17 protein-coding genes and 1 pseudogene are annotated in these 15,772 nt (G+C 40.1%); 4 read left to right on the forward strand and 14 right to left on the reverse strand.

Annotated elements, in window-relative coordinates; translation table 11 throughout:
• The first annotated feature begins 204 nt into the window (after positions 1 to 204).
• Positions 205 to 471 carry a 30S ribosomal protein S20 gene (gene rpsT, locus B4U37_RS15420; protein WP_010196181.1) on the forward strand — a complete coding sequence of 89 codons (267 nt, stop codon included), beginning with the start codon at positions 205 to 207 and terminating at the stop codon, positions 469 to 471.
• Between the two features lie 156 nt (positions 472 to 627).
• Here the strand turns inward: rpsT and holA are convergent, their stop codons facing one another.
• On the reverse strand, positions 628 to 1,653 hold the full coding sequence (gene holA, locus B4U37_RS15425) for a DNA polymerase III subunit delta (RefSeq protein WP_088018910.1): 1,026 nt from the start codon (positions 1,651 to 1,653) through the stop codon (positions 628 to 630).
• 322 nt (positions 1,654 to 1,975) lie between these two features.
• Between holA and B4U37_RS15430 the strand changes: the two genes are divergently transcribed.
• Complete coding sequence (locus B4U37_RS15430; protein WP_010196171.1) at positions 1,976 to 2,110, forward strand: YqzM family protein; 135 nt, start codon at positions 1,976 to 1,978, stop codon at positions 2,108 to 2,110.
• Positions 2,111 to 2,249: 139 nt separating this feature from the next.
• Here the strand turns inward: B4U37_RS15430 and B4U37_RS15435 are convergent, their stop codons facing one another.
• The 3 genes from B4U37_RS15435 to B4U37_RS15445 all read right to left on the reverse strand — a co-directional run bounded on the left by B4U37_RS15435 (position 2,250) and on the right by B4U37_RS15445 (position 5,873).
• Positions 2,250 to 4,559 (reverse strand): DNA internalization-related competence protein ComEC/Rec2, encoded by a 2,310-nt coding sequence (locus tag B4U37_RS15435; protein ID WP_088018911.1) that lies wholly within the window; start codon positions 4,557 to 4,559, stop codon positions 2,250 to 2,252.
• A gap of 6 nt (positions 4,560 to 4,565) precedes the next feature.
• On the reverse strand, positions 4,566 to 5,138 hold the full coding sequence (locus tag B4U37_RS15440; RefSeq protein WP_088018912.1) for a ComE operon protein 2: 573 nt from the start codon (positions 5,136 to 5,138) through the stop codon (positions 4,566 to 4,568).
• Between the two features lie 72 nt (positions 5,139 to 5,210).
• Positions 5,211 to 5,873: a helix-hairpin-helix domain-containing protein gene (locus tag B4U37_RS15445; RefSeq protein ID WP_088018913.1), complete on the reverse strand. Its 663-nt coding sequence runs from the start codon at positions 5,871 to 5,873 to the stop codon at positions 5,211 to 5,213.
• Positions 5,874 to 5,955: 82 nt separating this feature from the next.
• Between B4U37_RS15445 and comER the strand changes: the two genes are divergently transcribed.
• Positions 5,956 to 6,774 (forward strand): late competence protein ComER, encoded by an 819-nt coding sequence (gene comER / locus B4U37_RS15450; protein WP_088018914.1) that lies wholly within the window; start codon positions 5,956 to 5,958, stop codon positions 6,772 to 6,774.
• Positions 6,775 to 6,856: 82 nt separating this feature from the next.
• On the opposite strand, the gene B4U37_RS15455 is transcribed toward comER, so the two are convergent.
• The 8 genes and pseudogenes from B4U37_RS15455 to B4U37_RS15490 form a co-directional block, all read right to left on the reverse strand.
• Positions 6,857 to 7,609, reverse strand: coding sequence for a class I SAM-dependent DNA methyltransferase (locus tag B4U37_RS15455; protein ID WP_088018915.1), 753 nt, complete (start codon positions 7,607 to 7,609; stop codon positions 6,857 to 6,859).
• Between the two features lies 1 nt (position 7,610).
• Complete coding sequence (gene rsfS, locus B4U37_RS15460) at positions 7,611 to 7,961, reverse strand: ribosome silencing factor (RefSeq protein WP_088018916.1); 351 nt, start codon at positions 7,959 to 7,961, stop codon at positions 7,611 to 7,613.
• Positions 7,962 to 8,513, reverse strand: coding sequence for a bis(5'-nucleosyl)-tetraphosphatase (symmetrical) YqeK (gene yqeK, locus B4U37_RS15465; RefSeq protein ID WP_425444086.1), 552 nt, complete (start codon positions 8,511 to 8,513; stop codon positions 7,962 to 7,964).
• Positions 8,425 to 9,099 (reverse strand): annotated as a pseudogene (locus B4U37_RS15470) (nicotinate-nucleotide adenylyltransferase). Before B4U37_RS15470 ends, yqeK begins: the two are co-directional and overlap by 89 nt.
• Before the next feature lie 18 nt (positions 9,100 to 9,117).
• Entirely contained in the window at positions 9,118 to 9,411 is a 294-nt protein-coding gene (yhbY, locus tag B4U37_RS15475) for a ribosome assembly RNA-binding protein YhbY (RefSeq protein WP_010196148.1), read from the reverse strand.
• Positions 9,405 to 10,241 carry a shikimate dehydrogenase gene (aroE, locus tag B4U37_RS15480; protein WP_088018919.1) on the reverse strand — a complete coding sequence of 279 codons (837 nt, stop codon included), beginning with the start codon at positions 10,239 to 10,241 and terminating at the stop codon, positions 9,405 to 9,407. The genes yhbY and aroE overlap by 7 nt, the downstream gene beginning before the upstream one ends.
• 16 nt (positions 10,242 to 10,257) lie before the next feature.
• The gene (gene yqeH, locus B4U37_RS15485) at positions 10,258 to 11,361 is read right to left on the reverse strand and encodes a ribosome biogenesis GTPase YqeH (RefSeq protein WP_088018920.1); all 1,104 of its coding nucleotides are present in this window, start codon (positions 11,359 to 11,361) and stop codon (positions 10,258 to 10,260) included.
• A gap of 5 nt (positions 11,362 to 11,366) precedes the next feature.
• Entirely contained in the window at positions 11,367 to 11,882 is a 516-nt protein-coding gene (locus tag B4U37_RS15490) for a YqeG family HAD IIIA-type phosphatase (RefSeq protein WP_088018921.1), read from the reverse strand.
• A 477-nt stretch (positions 11,883 to 12,359) separates the two neighbouring features.
• Between B4U37_RS15490 and sda the strand changes: the two genes are divergently transcribed.
• The gene (gene sda / locus B4U37_RS15495) at positions 12,360 to 12,500 is read left to right on the forward strand and encodes a sporulation histidine kinase inhibitor Sda (protein ID WP_010196138.1); all 141 of its coding nucleotides are present in this window, start codon (positions 12,360 to 12,362) and stop codon (positions 12,498 to 12,500) included.
• 202 nt (positions 12,501 to 12,702) lie between these two features.
• Here sda and B4U37_RS15500 read toward each other — a convergent pair whose 3' ends face one another.
• Together B4U37_RS15500 and B4U37_RS15505 are read right to left on the reverse strand one after the other, a co-directional pair.
• The gene (locus B4U37_RS15500; RefSeq protein ID WP_088018922.1) at positions 12,703 to 13,485 is read right to left on the reverse strand and encodes a phosphatidylserine decarboxylase; all 783 of its coding nucleotides are present in this window, start codon (positions 13,483 to 13,485) and stop codon (positions 12,703 to 12,705) included.
• A gap of 144 nt (positions 13,486 to 13,629) precedes the next feature.
• A complete protein-coding gene (locus B4U37_RS15505) occupies positions 13,630 to 15,405 on the reverse strand; it encodes a M3 family oligoendopeptidase (protein WP_088018923.1) in 1,776 nt (591 codons plus the stop codon).
• Between the last annotated feature and the right edge of the window lie 367 nt (positions 15,406 to 15,772).

Here is a 15,772-nt window from a genome sequence, read left to right on the forward strand (position 1 = left end):
GCATTGCCAAATTTTAGTTTTATTTTGACCTACCAATCTTTTTTCATGCATAGGAAAACCTCTAGAATTAACATTCAAGAAAATTCCCTTGACTCCCTATTGCATAATCATGACGGATTTGATAAAATATCACTTGTTCTCATAAGTAAAGAAATGTCGAGTTTTATATATTCTCGATCGTTGAATTGTATGGAGGTGAAAGATATGCCAAACATTAAATCTGCTATCAAACGTGTAAAAACTAACGATGTACGTCGTGCTCATAACGCTACTATCAAGTCTTCTATGCGTACTGCTGTGAAGAAAGTAGAAGCTTTTGTTGCTAACAACGATGTTGAAGGTGCAAAAACTGCTTACCTAGAAGCTGCTAAACGTTTAGACAAAGCTGCGCAAAACGGTATCATCCACAAAAATGCAGCAAACCGTCAAAAATCTCGCCTAGCGAAAAAAGTAAACGGAGCTACTGCATAATAAAAGGGCGATCCGGATGGGTCGTTTTTTTATTTTTTGTCCTTTGGGGGTCAGACCCCCAAAGGATTTTTTTGATTAATGTCGAATACTAATATAAAAAACCACCGAACCTTATATGTTCGGCGGCTAGAAAGTCTTCTTATTTTTTTCTTCCATTCATTTCACCGGCGCAAGTTTAATCAGCAGCATCTCCATCGCCAGCTGTTTATCTATTTTCCCGCTCTTCATTAAATAATCAGCCTCTGCAAGGTCATCCACCATTTTCATGAGTTCCGCTCGCTCAAAATACCCGCCCTGCTGGGACGCTAATTTCACTCGGTAAGGATGCACCCTCAAAATACCTGCCATCTTTTGCTGACTATATCCTTGCTCACTCAAGTCTTTTACCTGATACAACAAGCGAAATTGATTAGCAATCAACGCGTGTAATTTGATCGGCTCTTCATTGTTACGCACCAAATCATAAAACAACTCCAAAGCTTCGTCCACCCGTCTATGCACCATTTTTTCAATCAATTCAAATACCGAATGTTCAATGGATTTCGCTGCCAGCAGTTTGACAGTCTCAACGGTAATTTCCGGTTCAGAAACGCCGATATACATCGCCATTTTATTAATTTCCTGTGAAAGGACGGACAGGTTTACACCTGCTATTTTCAGCAGTTCTTCCGAAGCGGCATCACTTAAATCAGCTCCGTTTTGCAATGCTTTTTCCTTCATCCACATCTTAAGATCCCGTTCACCCAAGGGCTGAACTTCAATGACCTCTGCCTGTTTTTTTAACTGTTTCACTATCTTTTTCCGCTCATCCAGCTTTTCATAAGAGGCCTGAATGACAAATATGGTATATGGGGCAGCTTCTTGTATGTAGGAAAGAAATCGGTCTGTATTATGTTCGACTTTACTTTTACTTTTTTCTGCAGTCAGAAAGAATGGATTGGATAGAACCACTACTCTTCTTTCTCCCATAAAGGGCAATGTTTCTGCATCTTCAATGGCTACATCCACTGGTTGTTCTTCCATATCATAAAAGGAAAGATTGAAATCATGTTCCTCTTCATCGAGTGCATGCTCTATGATGGAATTTCTAATTTCTTTCATTAGAAATGCTTCCGTTCCCAATAGTAAGTATATTGGCGCAAAGTGCTTGGCCTTTATTTTTTTCAATGCTTCGATTCCCATTTTTTTGCTCCCGTCATCTGTTTCTGTACACCCTTATCGTACATGAGAATTATGTAGATTGACAAGCATCAAAACAGCAGTAAAATGCAAAGGAGACTAGTTCTCACCTACAAAGAACTAATCTCCATTTTATATAAACGTTAACGATGCAAGCCCCAGGTAACTCGCCCGTCAACGATTGCCCCGTTTGGGTGTAATACTATGTTCTCCTTGAATTTCCGAACTATTTGTGACAACTCTTGTCAATGGAGGAAAAGCAAAAATGACTGGTGGATTTTTTTTGCTGTATAGCTTATACTAATGTGTGATAGGAGGGATACTTATGAACGAATTTGAGAAAAGCGTCCAAAGTAAACGTAACGATGCAGTAGATTCTGGTGTCGGTTTTATCGTATCCTTCGGTTTTTTCGCAACAATCTTTGCAATGGCAACATTGATTCAGTACCTAGGATCTTAATGACGGCATAATGATACATACCGTCGTGATTCTTTTCCAAAGCCAGTTGTGAAAAGAATGAGGATAACTCAAAAAGCTTCGCTATAAAAGAGACTGCGTCTACATGGTGCAGTCTCTTTTTCATTTTTGATACTGTATCCTATGGGATTATGGTGGAAAACGTTCCTCCCCGATGTGTAAATCTATAGATTATTGCTCCTTGTATGTCTGTTCTGTAAACTTCTGCTTCAACTTGCGATAAACGTTCCAATACTTCTTGATGAGGGTGTCCAAAGCGATTGTTCCTTCCTGCTGAGATAATGGCAACATCGGGCCTTATTTTCCTAAGAAAACTACCAGTAGACGATGTCTTACTTCCATGATGACCGACTTTCAATACATCCACATTCAGGTTTGGGTAGTGGTGCAATAAATCACGTTCCCCTTCCTCTTCTATGTCTCCTGTGAACAGCCATTTCTTATTACCCAATTCGGCAAAAAGCACAATGGAGCCCTCATTTTTATTCTCATAAAATTTAGTTGGATGCAGATATAAAAAGCTCGCCTTCCCTGCATTCCAACCGGCGTTAGAAACTGCAACGTTGATACTTGCTCCCCTCTTTTTCTCTACCTTCAATATCTCTTTCTCATATTCACTCACACCAAACCCTTGCGGCACAATGACCTCTCCTATATCCACTTCCCCCCAAAGACTTTCCACATTTCCAATATGATCAAAATCTCCATGTGTAAGAACCAACTTATCAAGCCGCCTGACTCCTTCTGCTTTTAAAAACGGCACCAATACATCTGAACCGCTATGAAATTCCTTCTCCCTGTCCTTCCACTCTTCTTGTTGAAATGTAAATGCACCGCCAGTATCAATTAAATAATCCCCTTTGTTAAATGGCAGGCTTATATAAATCGCATCACCCTGACCAATATCCAACACCACTACTTTTCCATAAGGATTAACGTAATCAATATTCCATTGAAAAACCAAGCACGTAAGTAGAACTATTGTTCCTAACCATCGTTTATTTATTTCCCACATGTAAAAAAAGAAGATGACAGCTAAACCATAGGCCGCCATTAAAAGGGTATTAGGTTTTCCAAACACTAATGTCCCTATTGGAAATTCAGCAATTTTAAGGGCTAAGAAGTTCATACATTCCAACGGGTAGGTTAGAAGCGGAACAAATAACATTACATGGTCAGGAGAAAGGAATAGGACAAAAAAGAGCAGAAAAGAAATGGGCAGTACATAAAGGGAATAGAAGGGAACAAAAATGACATTAAGAAGTGGACTCCAGAAAGAGAACTGATAAAAATGATGAAGAAGTAAAGGCAAAGAGGCAACTTGAGCAATCATGGAGACGATAAATAGTTGAGCAATTCCATTTTGCATTTTTTGAAGGATACCTGAAGCTAATAGCAAGGACAGGCTGACAGAAAAGGAGAGCTGAAAACCGATATGATAAAGGTAATATGGGTTAAGAAGCAAAACAAAAATGCACGCCAAACCAATTGTATCGATAGAGAAAACTTTCTTTTTCATCAACATTAAGGTGAGTGCCACACCTGTCATCGTTGCTGCTCTCATCACAGAAGGAGCACCTCCTGCAAGTAAGACATAAAAAGGCAATAGGCCGATCAATATTACATTCATCCACTGCCTTGTTAAACCGATCCTTATTCCTATGTAAAATGTCGCCGCAGTGATGATTCCGACATGCAGCCCGGATATTGCCAACAGATGCACAAGCCCCAACTGCTGATAAGCATCCAGAATGTCACGATCAAGCTTGCTCCGATCTCCAAAAATTAAAGAGATCATAAAACTTGAAGTTGGCTGATCTACATACTGATTGATTAAATTTATTCCTTTTTGTCTGTAATGTTTTATGGATGTTAAGAAAGTTGTTTGGGATGGGGAGAGGCACGCTTGTGGAAGTGAATTCAGCGAAAATATCCAGTGGATTTTCTGTTCATATAAATAATTTTTGTAGTCAAAAGCGTGAGGGTTGCTTGCTTGTTGAGGCTGTTTTAAGCTTCCAGACCAATTACAGCTGTCGCCAAGAGTTAGTTCTCTAAGCTGAAGTGCTTCTTCTTCCAACTTCATATAATATTCCACCATTAACACTTCATTTTTCAGGCTTTTTATTTGAAAGCTTGCCTTATTTCCATCTATGATTACGGGAGAATGAACAGTGGCTGAAAATTGAGATTCACTTTCATGATGCAAGGAGACATTATTATTTTCTACATACGTCATATAGCCGGAGAAGCCTGCTGTGAAGAGAATAGTTAGATAAAACAACTTTCCTGATTTGTCGTTAAGACGGTAAATCATATAAAGATACACCAGAGAAAGGGTGAGCAGCCCCCAATGGAAGTTTGACCTGGAGACTGCAACGCCCAAACAGCTTGCAATAGCTAAATAGGCATAAAAGCCTGTCCTAAGTTTCATTACGTGCTATCCTTTTTTACTGAATAAATCGGTAGAACGCTCGTACCAGCTCTTTATTTCTTCATCACTTGCACCGGACTCCTCCAGCCTTTCAATCAGATTGTTTATGAATCCTATTTTCTCAGGGTCATTCAAACTAACTGCCATCTCAACAAGTTCCACCTGTTCCACTCTCACATCGGCTTGCTCAAACATCTCCAAAGCATATGGATGGTTCTTGTATTCCATTGCGTAGTAAACGGTTTTGATTCCCGCCTGAATGATGGCTTTACAACAGTGCAGGCAGGGAAAATGTGTAACATAAATTTCTGCACCAGTTGTAGGTACACCAAACTTGGAGCATTGAAGCAACGCATTCATTTCTGCATGAATGGTGCGTACACAATGGTTGTCAATGACATAACATCCTTCATCGATGCAATGAACACCACCTGCTATGGAGCCGTTATAACCACCTGCGATAATTCGTTTGTCGCGGACAATTGTAGCTCCAACGGCAAGTCTTGTACATGTACTGCGTAATGCAAGCAAATGGCTTTGTGCCATAAAATATTGATCCCATGAGATTCTCGTCGTCATCCATCTGTCCTCCCAGTTTCTAAAACATTTACAATACCTCTAGTGTATCGGCTATCCTTTCATTTCGTCAATTCAATTTGCAACCGTTATTTCATTTCTTAATTTTTCAAAAGACTTTTGACCGATGCCAGAAACCTGCATGATATCTTCTTCTTTCTTAAACAGCCCATTTTCTTTTCTATAGTCTACAATCGCTTTTGCTTTTGAAGGGCCAATTCCAGTTAAGCTTGTCAGCTCTTCCTCAGATGCTGTATTAATATTGACTAGCCCGCCAGAGTTTCCAGTAAGATCGCTTTCATTTGTCACCGGTTGCTGAACGACTTCATCAATCACTTCGCCCTCTTTTGGAACAATAATCACCATTTCATCGGCTAACAACGCAGCCAAGTTCACTTTATCTGAGTCGGCTCCCTCCATAAACCCTCCTGCTTTTTCTACCGCATCGATAATCCTGTCCCCTATTTTCATTCGATAGACGCCGGGCTGCATGACATGACCTTTTATATCAATAAGAACTTCTTGAGTGACAACCTCTCCTTCCTCAGGCTCTTCTATTTCTTCAGAGTTGTTTCCTCCCACTTCCTCCCCTTGCACTTCCTCGATAAAGCTTATCTGCTGCATGGAAGAGTCAGATTTACTTTCATTTAGACTAGACCAGCCAAGGACGGAGATCAGCGCCAATACGCTGATCGATACCAATACTTTCATTTTATGGACAGACCATATTTCTTTCATTGATTTCACCTTCTATTCATATTAGTAAGCCTGAAAACATATAGTGTATGAGAAACTTTTTTGGATGGAGGAGGGAATAAACATGAAGATTGGAATGATCGGCACAGGCAACATGGGGAGAATCTTGGTTGAATCATTTGTCGACTCGAAAGCAGTACCTCCTGAAAATATCACCATAACTAATCGCTCAATAGAAAAGGCGTTTAAAATACAAAGTAAATACCCTGATCTACATGTTGCGGAGACTGCCGAAGAGGTGGTTAGAGCTTCTGATATTATTTTTTTATGTGTAAAGCCATTGGATATTCACCCCCTTTTAACAAAGATAAATAAAAACCTTACGTCTGATAAATGTGTCATTTCCATCACAAGCCCAGTTTCTGTCACACAACTTCAAACTTTGGTCACGTGCCAAGTGGCTAGAATTATCCCGAGCATTACCAACCGTGCACTAGCGGGAGTCACTTTAGTCACATTCGGAGATAATGTTGAGGAGGACTACCGAGAATTCCTGCTTTCCATTTGTTCGAAAATCTCTACACCGATTCATATTAAGGAAAACGTTACGAGAGTTGCCTCTGATATAGTGAGCTGCGGACCTGCATTTTTCAGCTATATTTTACAAAGGTTCATAGACGGAGCGGTAAGTGAGACGGCCATTTCCAAGGAACAGGCGACAGATCTGGCAAGCCAGATGATCATCGGCATGGGGAAATTAATTGAAAAGGATATTTATACATTACAGACTTTACAAGAAAAGGTATGTGTTAAGGGTGGTGTCACCGGAGAAGGTATCAAGGTGTTAGAAAACGAGCTTGGTGATGTGTTCCATCATGTTATACAGAAGACGCATGAGAAGTTTGATGAAGATATTACAGAGGTTAAAAAACAGTTTCACTAATAAAGGTATTCGCTATTACTCGACAAAATCCTTTAAGTTTTTATAAATTTCTTCACCAAAAAGGCGCCCTATAAAAGGACGCCTATTTTTGTGCAACAAAGAACACTCTTTCTGCATGGTCAGCCATATGGTCGGTTGAATAATCGCCAGTTATGGACTTGACGGAAAATCCTGCTTCTTCTAACCACTTTTTATATGTTTCCACATTGAAAGTCCGTTGGAAATGCAGTTCGTCAAAACGCAAATAGCGGTCTGATTCATCTTCTTTTACAAAAAAGGACAGCTCATGTTCCACACTATTTGGATGTTCTCCAGGAAAACTGTTCCAAATATATGACACATCTTCTTCGACACTCGTAAAAGTATTGTTCATAAACACTTGTGTCATTTTATAAAGGGAGTGAACATCAAAAAGCAGCAGTCCGCCCACTTTCAGCTGGTTGAAGGCGGATTTAAAGGTGTTTTTCACGTCTTCTTCTGACTCCAAGTAATTTAACGAGTCACAAAAAATCGTGATACAATCCACATCCTTAAAGCCTTCAAGTTCTGCCATGTTTTGCTCAAAAAGAGGGATGGATAGTCCTGAAGCCGAAGCTTTTTCATGAGCAATGGCCAACATGCTTTCCGAAAGGTCAACACCTGACACTTCCCATCCTGCTTGAGCAAAGCGAATAGCAAGCTCTCCTGTCCCACAACCAACATCTACGACACAAAAGCGATCAGAATCATCAGCCATATACTTTTGTTTAACGGTTTGGACAAAGGAGACCCACTCGTCATAAGGAACGTCCTGCATTAATTGATCATAAATATAGGCAAATTGACCGTAAGCCATGTTACGTTAACTCTATTTGAATATCTTCTCGAGGAGCGTCTCCCCAAAGACGTTCTAGGTTGTAATAGCCTCGCTCATCTTTATGGAACACATGGGCAACGACATCACCTAGGTCCACAAGGATCCAGCGAGCTTCATCAAAGCCTTCCATTCTGCGTACATGTTGACCGTTTTCTTCTGCCACTTCTTTAATCGCACGGGCAATAGCCTGGACTTGTTTGTCTGAGTTACCGTGGCAAATCAAGAAATAATCTGAAACAAGGGAAATCCCCTGCATATTTAATGCAACCAATTCTTCTGCACGTTTATCATCTGCAGCCTTTGCTGCGAGCTGTAATAATTCGTTTGACATTTATGTTAACTTCCTTTCTTTTACCTTCATAGTCATATCGTTATAAGCATGGAATGTATCGGGATAGACTGGTTGATTACGCGTTAATAAGTATGTAATCGTATTCTTCATAGCCTGGATAACGGCAATATCAAGCGAGGACTTAGCAGATTCCCTAACTTGTTCAACTCCGGGAAAGTCCCGCCCAGGTTCGATATAATCGGCTACATACAAAACCTTATCCAACGTACTCATGTTTATTTTACCCGAAGTATGGCATCGTATCGCTTCAAGAACTTCGTCATCTGAAACCCCAGCTTCTTTTTCCACAAGATACGCACCAACAGGGGCATGCCATAGTTCATCATGAAACTGCAACAAATCCTGGGGCATCTTTTGATCGATGATGATCCTGCGCATTTCCTCTTTATCGCGAAACTTGGCGTAATCATGGAAAATGGCAGCAAGCTCTGCTTTGTCTTTATCAACGCCATATCGCTCCGCAAGTTCTATCGCAGCTTCCATGACTCCAATTGTATGAACATAACGCCGCTCTGTTAATTGCTCTTTCACCAGTCTTAACGCTTTCTCTCTATTCATATAGGCGTTTCTCCTCTATGATTTCTTTTACATTATCAGGCACTAAGTATTGAGAAGTCCATCCTTCTTGCACACGCTTCCTTATTAAGGTCGAACTAATGTCCATTTGAGGGGTTTCCACCTCTAGCACTGGGTATTCTGATGAGAAAGTATAGCCAGGGCGTTTTACCCCAATAAATGTGATGATTTGTAGCAGTTTTTCTATGTTGTGCCATTTAGGCAGGTATTCCACCATATCTGCCCCAATTATAAAATAGAAGCGGGTATCGGGATACTTTTTTGCTAATAACATTATTGTATCATATGTATAGGAGGGACCCTCCCTTTGAAGCTCAATGGTTTCCACCCGAAAGCTGCTATTTGACGCGACAGCAGCTTCGATCATTTTAACCCTAATGGGCGTCGGGGTTACGGATTTATTTTGCTTATGGGGAGGAATATGATTTGGCATAAACCAGATTTCATCTAATGACAGCTTCTGCCGTACATCGTTTGCAATAAGAAGATGACCGACATGTGGTGGATCAAATGTTCCGCCGATTATGCCCACTTTATTCATGATGATCCCTCCATCCATTTATCTTGGTAAAACGATTTGTTTGTTTTCTTTTGATTCTTTATAAAGTATGATTGTACTTCCGATAACTTGTACTAGTTCAGCCTTCGTACCGGCAACAAGTTCTTGGGCCACATCTTTACGGTCTTCATCACAGTTTTGCAGCACACTGACCTTCAATAGCTCTCTTACTTCTAAAGCTTCTGAAATCTGCTTTGTCATATTCTCATTTACTCCGCCTTTTCCTACTTGAAAAATCGGATCAAGATGATGTGCTTCTGCTCGTAAAAATCTCTTTTGTTTACCTGTTAACATGTTTTTCCTCCTAGATGTTCTTCTACTAATTTTTTCATTCTAACTGTATCCGGGAACTTCCCTGTCCAAATTTCAAATGCTAAAGCTGCCTGATAGGCAAACATATGAATCCCATTTTGTGTAATAGCACCAATAGATTTTGCTTCTTGCAATAACTTCGTTTCTATCGGGTTATAAATGATATCACTAAATACTGCATGGTGTTTAATCGATTTTAGTGGCAATGGAATGTCATTGATCTTCGGGTGCATTCCCACCGAAGTGGTCTGAACTACCACATCATAACGTTGGATCTCCCTTGCGGCTTGATCGACAGTTATACTTCGTGCAATCCGCTCCAATGAGAATTCTTTAATTAAATCCTCTGCCTTGGATACGGTCCGATTACAAATATCGATTTGCACCCCTTCTTCCAATGCCAATGTATAAAATATGGCCCTGGCAGCCCCACCGGCACCGATAATAAGTACATGCTTATCCTTAAGCTTCACCACTTCTTTTAAAGCCTCCACGAACCCTCTGCCGTCAGTATTGTAACCGATGAGCTCGCCATTTCTATTTACCACCGTGTTAACAGCGCCAATTTGAAGAGCTGCATCTTCCACTCTATCTAACAAAGGTATAATCGCTTCTTTATGAGGGATGGTTACATTGAATCCATTGACACCAAGGGCACGCATACCTGCTACCGCCGTCTCTAACTCCTCAGGATCCACATGAAAAGCATGATAATAGGCGTCCACCCCTTTTTGAAGAAAGGCATCATTATGGATGAGTGGAGACATGGAATGTGCGATGGGAGACCCGATCACTCCGTAAAGACTCTTCATCAGTCTTTCCTCCCTTTTAGATCAACGATTTTCTTACCATGACCCCTACCCCTTTTGGTACGTGAGCTACCACTTTAATTCCAGGTTCATTGATGGTAACCCAACCGAGTCCAGAGAAGACAATATCCGTTTTCTCCTCTTTAATTGTAAACTCATGTGCGACCAGTTCAGGGAATGATTCTACAACGTCTTTTCCAGGTGGCTGCAGTAAATCACCTAAGTGTTCTTTATAAACATTGTCAGCATTTTCAAGCTTTGTACGATGAATATAAAGGTCATTTGAAACGTAGCATGTAAAAGAATTACGCCCGCCTTTTACATAATCAAATCGTGCTAATCCGCCAAAGAATAATGTTTGACCTTCATTTAATTGAAAAATCTTTGGTTTGATTTCTTTTTTAGGCGAAATGATTTTCAGTTCTTTTTTATCAATAAAATGCGCCATCTGATGACGATTGATAATCCCAGGTGTATCAAACAGTGATGCTCCATTATCCAATGGAATGTCTATCATATCAAGCGTCGTACCAGGGAACTGGGATGTTGTGATGACATCTTCTTCGCCAGAGAATTCACGGATGATGCGGTTGATAAAGGTCGATTTTCCTACGTTTGTACAACCAACAACATATACATCTTTCTCTTCGCGATAATCTTCAATGGCCTGAGCCAGCTCTTTCACACCAGTTCCTTTATCCGCACTAATCAGGAAAACATCCTCGGGTTTCAGGCCGAGCTCTTTTGCTGCTTGCTTCATCCAATTGATTACTTTATTTGGCTTAACTGACTTTGGCAGTAAGTCCACTTTATTACCAACGAGCAATACTTTGTTGTTTCCGACAAATCGGTGTAAACCAGGCAACCAACTGCCGTCAAAATCGAATATATCGACAATCTTGACCACTAAGCCTTGTGTTTGACCGATGGAATTTAAAATGCGGATAAAATCATCATCTGTCAGGGAAACATCTTGAATTTCATTGTAATGCTTCAGGCGAAAGCACCTTTTACAGATAACCGCTTCCTTATCTAATGAGGAAGGTGGCGCATAACCCAAACCTTCTGGGTTTTCTGTCTGAATAGCGACTCCACACCCGTAACATACTATTTGTTCTTCCATATTCGTTAATCCTCCCAATTAATCATACCTTTTCGTTTCATCCACGATAGGATTCGTCTTTCTAGACGTCGGTTGAACTTTGTAATAAAACCGTCCGTTTGAGCAACAGGAACAACAAGGATTGTATGTAACCCAATCCTATTGCCTCCGAGCACGTCTGTTAGAAGCTGGTCTCCAATCACTACCACTTCTTCTTTTTGAAGTTTCATATCTTTCAACGCTCTTCGAAACGCACGGCGCATTGGCTTTCTTGCTCCATAAATATAGTTGATACCAAGCGGGTCAGAAAACATCTTTACTCTTTTTAACTTATTATTGGAAACAATCGTCACTAAGATGCCTACCTCTTGCATTTCTTTAAACCATTTAATCAATGCAGGAGTCGCTTCCGGTCGATCCCATTCGACAAGCGTATTGTCTAGATCTGTAATGATCCCTTTGATTCCCTTTTCTTTCAAATCCATTGGCTTTATTTCAAACACGCTCTTTACGTGTTGTGCAGGTAGAAAATACTTAATCATTTAATCACCCTCAATTTGTTTCTATAGTTGGTATTGTTAACATATTTAAATAGACGTTTTACGGTCAAAATTAACACTTTACCATCTTACCTAAATATCTTCTCCGTGTTAAGCATATTATTGATATTTCTAGTGTTAGCATGCTTCTATTTTCTAATAAAAAGTAACGAAAATAAAAATTTTTCGACAATTTCTCGTCACTTTCAACACCTGTGGATAAACTTATCTACATTATACATTGTGCCCTGCAACGTTTACTGGTAATTATAAACAATATACCCACATGTTATCCACTGTTAACTGTGGATAACAGAACGGTTGTTCTAAAAAAAAATACGTGGTAGAGTAATCGTACAACCTAACAGAACTTACAATTATATGCGCAACATATAGAGAATAGAACTTACCATAAAACATAATGCATACAACCATACATAGTGACGTAATTATAGGAGGTGTAGGGCAGAGGCCAATCTGATGAGAAAACTTTCCGATGAACTTTTACTAGAATCCTATCACAAAGCGACCGAATTAAAATTAAGCACAGATTTTATTCTACTGATCGAGTTAGAAATTAAACGCCGTTCCCTAAGCTACAAAATAAAAGCAACATCTTAAATGAGCCGGTCATCTGGCTCTTTTTTGTATTAATAAGTTTCTAGCTGTTGATTGGAGCAAAAGCCGAAGACTCCTGCGGGGGAGTAGCGACAATGTTGAGACCCCTGAAGCGTTGTGAAGAGGCTCAAGGTCACCCCGCGGAAAGCAAAGCCATTTGCGGAAATCAACAGCCGTATAAAAAGAAAGAAAGCTAGTGCTCTCACTAGCTTAGCCAAGTACCGATTCTTTGACCGACCCTTACCTCTTCCTTCTCTTTCAATGTATCCTCCATCATAAAACCGTCTTTCTCAAACAACAAAATAACTGTGGAGCCAAAAGAGAAATACGCCATTTCTTCCCCTTTTACAAGCTGCTCACTTTCGTGCGTCAACTCGATACTATTAACAAACATCGCCCCAACTTTCACCACCACCACGTGTTTCCCATTGTGTTCGATTTCCGTTAACCTGCGATAGTTTTTGGCAAGCGGTTCCTTTCCGTACTTTAATCCCATCTGATTAACAGGATAGGATTTTCCACCTAACGTCCATTGTTTTGTAACATTCCCGGAAATAGGTGTATGAATTTTATGGTAGTGGCTTGGACTTAAATAAAGGACCATATAGGAACCACCCATATATTTTTTTGCTAATTCCGGATCTGAAAGCATTTCCCCAACAGAATAATCGATCCCTTTTGCTCTCAGTTGAAGAGCATCGGTAATTGTACCTTTCTTTTCAATGACGGCATCAACTGGGCTTACTATCGAGTTTTTCCCAGAATCTATCGGCCTAACATGAGGCTTTAAGTTTCGGATGAAGAATTGTTGCAGAGTAGGGAACGTATCAATCTTTTCCTGCATTTCCTCTATATTAATATTGTATACCTTGGCAAACGACGGGATAAACCGCTTGCTAAGTTTCGAACTGGCAAAATGCTTAACAGCCATGGAAGAGAACTTATGATTGGTCAATTCAATAGCAAGTCTGTATATACTTTTCAACAAATTGCATTCCTCCAAGCTAATATTTCTTCTATATAAACAAGATAATCTGTTGTGTGTGATAGTCTATTAAACTCCATGAGTGATATTATAACATTTGAACATAAGAAAAGGCATCCCTATATTCAGGAATGCCTTTTCTTCTACCTATTTGCTTGTAAGTTGTAAGAATTCTTCCACATCTTCAAGCGATTTTTTGACAGCCTTTTCCCAGAAGTCTCTTTGTGTCAAATCGACACCCAAATGCTTCATCGCTAAATCTTCCACTGTCATGGAAGCTGTATCTTTCAATAGTGCAATGTATTTTTCTTCATAGTTCGTTCCTTCTTCTAATGCTTGGGAATAGATGCCCAATGAGAACAAATAACCAAACGTATAAGGGAAGTTATAAAAAGGAACTTGTGTGATAAAGAAGTGCATTTTGGATGCCCAGAATGTTGGATCGTACTCCCCTAGTGCGTCGCAATATGCTTCTTTTTGCGCTTCTACCATAAGTTCGTTTAACTTTTCCACACTTACCAATCCGTTTTTGCGTTCGTCATAGAATCTTGTCTCGAAAAGGAAGCGAGCATGGATATTCATGTAGAATGCAACACTGCGTTGAATCTTGTCTTCTAGAAGAGAGATTTTTTCTTGCTCATCCTTCGCATATTTAACTGCAGCATCCGCTACAATCATTTCTGCAAACGTAGAAGCCGTCTCTGCCACATTACTTGCGTAAAAACGGTTCAAGGTTGGAACTCCGTGCATAGCATGCTGGTGGAAAGCGTGTCCCAATTCATGAGCCAAAGTGGAGACATTTGAAAGAGTACCAGAGTATGTCATGAAAATTCTTGATTGACCGGATACTGGGAAACTTGTGCAGAATCCACCCGGTCGCTTTCCTGCTCTATCTTCTGCCTCAATCCAGCTGTCTTCGAATGATTTCTTTGTAAATTCCGTAAGTTCTGGTCCGAACTTGGAGAACTGTTCAATGATGAACTCTGCTCCCTCTTGATAAGAAAGAATCGTCTCTTCTGAAGATAATGGCGCAGAAACATCATACATATTCAATTTTTCAAGTCCTAAAAGCTCCGCCTTGCGTTCTAGGTACTTTTTCAATGTGCCTTTATGGTCGGTGATCACTTGCCACATCGTATCTAGCGTTTCTTGCTTCATTCTATTGTTCTCAAGCGGTTCCTTCAGCACAGAGTCCCAGCCTCTTTGTTCATATACCTGCAGGCGGAATCCTGCAAGATGGTTTAAAGCAGCGGCGATTGTTTCTGCTTGGCCTTCCCACGCTTTTTTCCATGCATCCGAAACTTTCTTTCGAACACTGCGATCACCATTTGAAAAACGATTATGTGCTTGGCCGACAGATAGCTCTTTCACTTCTCCATTTTCCTCAACCGGTATCTTAATAGTACCAACGATGGAGTTGTATAATTTCCCCCAAGCATGATAACCGTCTACAGCTAACGAAGTTACCAGCTTCTCTTGTGCTGCAGGTAGTTTGTCACTAGCTCTTCTTCTTCTCTCATTTAAAACATATTCTAATGGTTGGAAGACTTCTCTTTGAATAAGACTTGCCCATGTCGCTCCATCCACTTCAACTAGCTTCTCATCCAATGCACCTAGCTGAACCTGTAACTTGGCATGCAGTTGTGCTACTTTACCTTGAAGTTGTGAAGCAGCTTTGTCCTTAACGTCCTGTGCAAGCAAACAGCTGATGAATGCGGAAGCTTGTACTACTTTTTTAACGACATTTTCATAAGAAACCAAGATTTCCTCAAGATTATCAGTCGAGAATGATTCTATTTGCTTTTCAAACTTACCAAGTTCTGTGTGTATTTCTATTAAATATGTATGGAATTCTTCTGAATTGCTTCCTCCTTGGAAAAATACATCTAAATCCCAAGTTTCACTGTATGTTTTTGTTGTCACGTTGTAATTCCCCCTTTTAGCATTATGAATCTATTATATACGAAGAGTGTAAATATTTCTACAATTCCAAACTATTTGATTTACGTAATTTTCGCATCTCGAAATTTATTTGCCATCACTCAAAAAAAAAGCCTATGCCGATAGCATAAGCTTATCTGTATAAGTGGTTTTTGCAATAATAAGCGCCGCCAATAAGCAACAAGATAAACAAAATTACTAGAAGCCCATATAACCATCCACCATAATATCCAGGTCCATATGGCCCAGGATAAGGAGGAGGACAACACCCAAAACCTCCAGGGTACCCGTACATACCAACAACCCCCTTCTCAAACTAGGTATCTACACTACTACCATATGCACATCC

The organism is Sutcliffiella horikoshii (genome assembly GCF_002157855.1).
Lineage (GTDB): Bacteria > Bacillota > Bacilli > Bacillales > Bacillaceae_I > Sutcliffiella_A > Sutcliffiella_A horikoshii_C.

What these genes read in the sequence shown, in the direction of transcription:
- rpsT (WP_010196181.1), top strand. Translation starts at nt 205, where the DNA reads ATGCCAAACATTAAATCTGCTATCAAACGTGTAAAAACTAACGATGTA.
- holA (WP_088018910.1), bottom strand. Translation starts at nt 1,653, where the DNA reads ATGGGAATCGAAGCATTGAAAAAAATAAAGGCCAAGCACTTTGCGCCA.
- B4U37_RS15430 (WP_010196171.1), top strand. Translation starts at nt 1,976, where the DNA reads ATGAACGAATTTGAGAAAAGCGTCCAAAGTAAACGTAACGATGCAGTA.
- B4U37_RS15435 (WP_088018911.1), bottom strand. Translation starts at nt 4,559, where the DNA reads ATGAAACTTAGGACAGGCTTTTATGCCTATTTAGCTATTGCAAGCTGT.
- B4U37_RS15440 (WP_088018912.1), bottom strand. Translation starts at nt 5,138, where the DNA reads ATGACGACGAGAATCTCATGGGATCAATATTTTATGGCACAAAGCCAT.
- B4U37_RS15445 (WP_088018913.1), bottom strand. Translation starts at nt 5,873, where the DNA reads ATGAAAGAAATATGGTCTGTCCATAAAATGAAAGTATTGGTATCGATC.
- comER (WP_088018914.1), top strand. Translation starts at nt 5,956, where the DNA reads ATGAAGATTGGAATGATCGGCACAGGCAACATGGGGAGAATCTTGGTT.
- B4U37_RS15455 (WP_088018915.1), bottom strand. Translation starts at nt 7,609, where the DNA reads ATGGCTTACGGTCAATTTGCCTATATTTATGATCAATTAATGCAGGAC.
- rsfS (WP_088018916.1), bottom strand. Translation starts at nt 7,961, where the DNA reads ATGTCAAACGAATTATTACAGCTCGCAGCAAAGGCTGCAGATGATAAA.
- yhbY (WP_010196148.1), bottom strand. Translation starts at nt 9,411, where the DNA reads ATGTTAACAGGTAAACAAAAGAGATTTTTACGAGCAGAAGCACATCAT.
- aroE (WP_088018919.1), bottom strand. Translation starts at nt 10,241, where the DNA reads ATGAAGAGTCTTTACGGAGTGATCGGGTCTCCCATCGCACATTCCATG.
- yqeH (WP_088018920.1), bottom strand. Translation starts at nt 11,361, where the DNA reads ATGGAAGAACAAATAGTATGTTACGGGTGTGGAGTCGCTATTCAGACA.
- B4U37_RS15490 (WP_088018921.1), bottom strand. Translation starts at nt 11,882, where the DNA reads ATGATTAAGTATTTTCTACCTGCACAACACGTAAAGAGCGTGTTTGAA.
- sda (WP_010196138.1), top strand. Translation starts at nt 12,360, where the DNA reads ATGAGAAAACTTTCCGATGAACTTTTACTAGAATCCTATCACAAAGCG.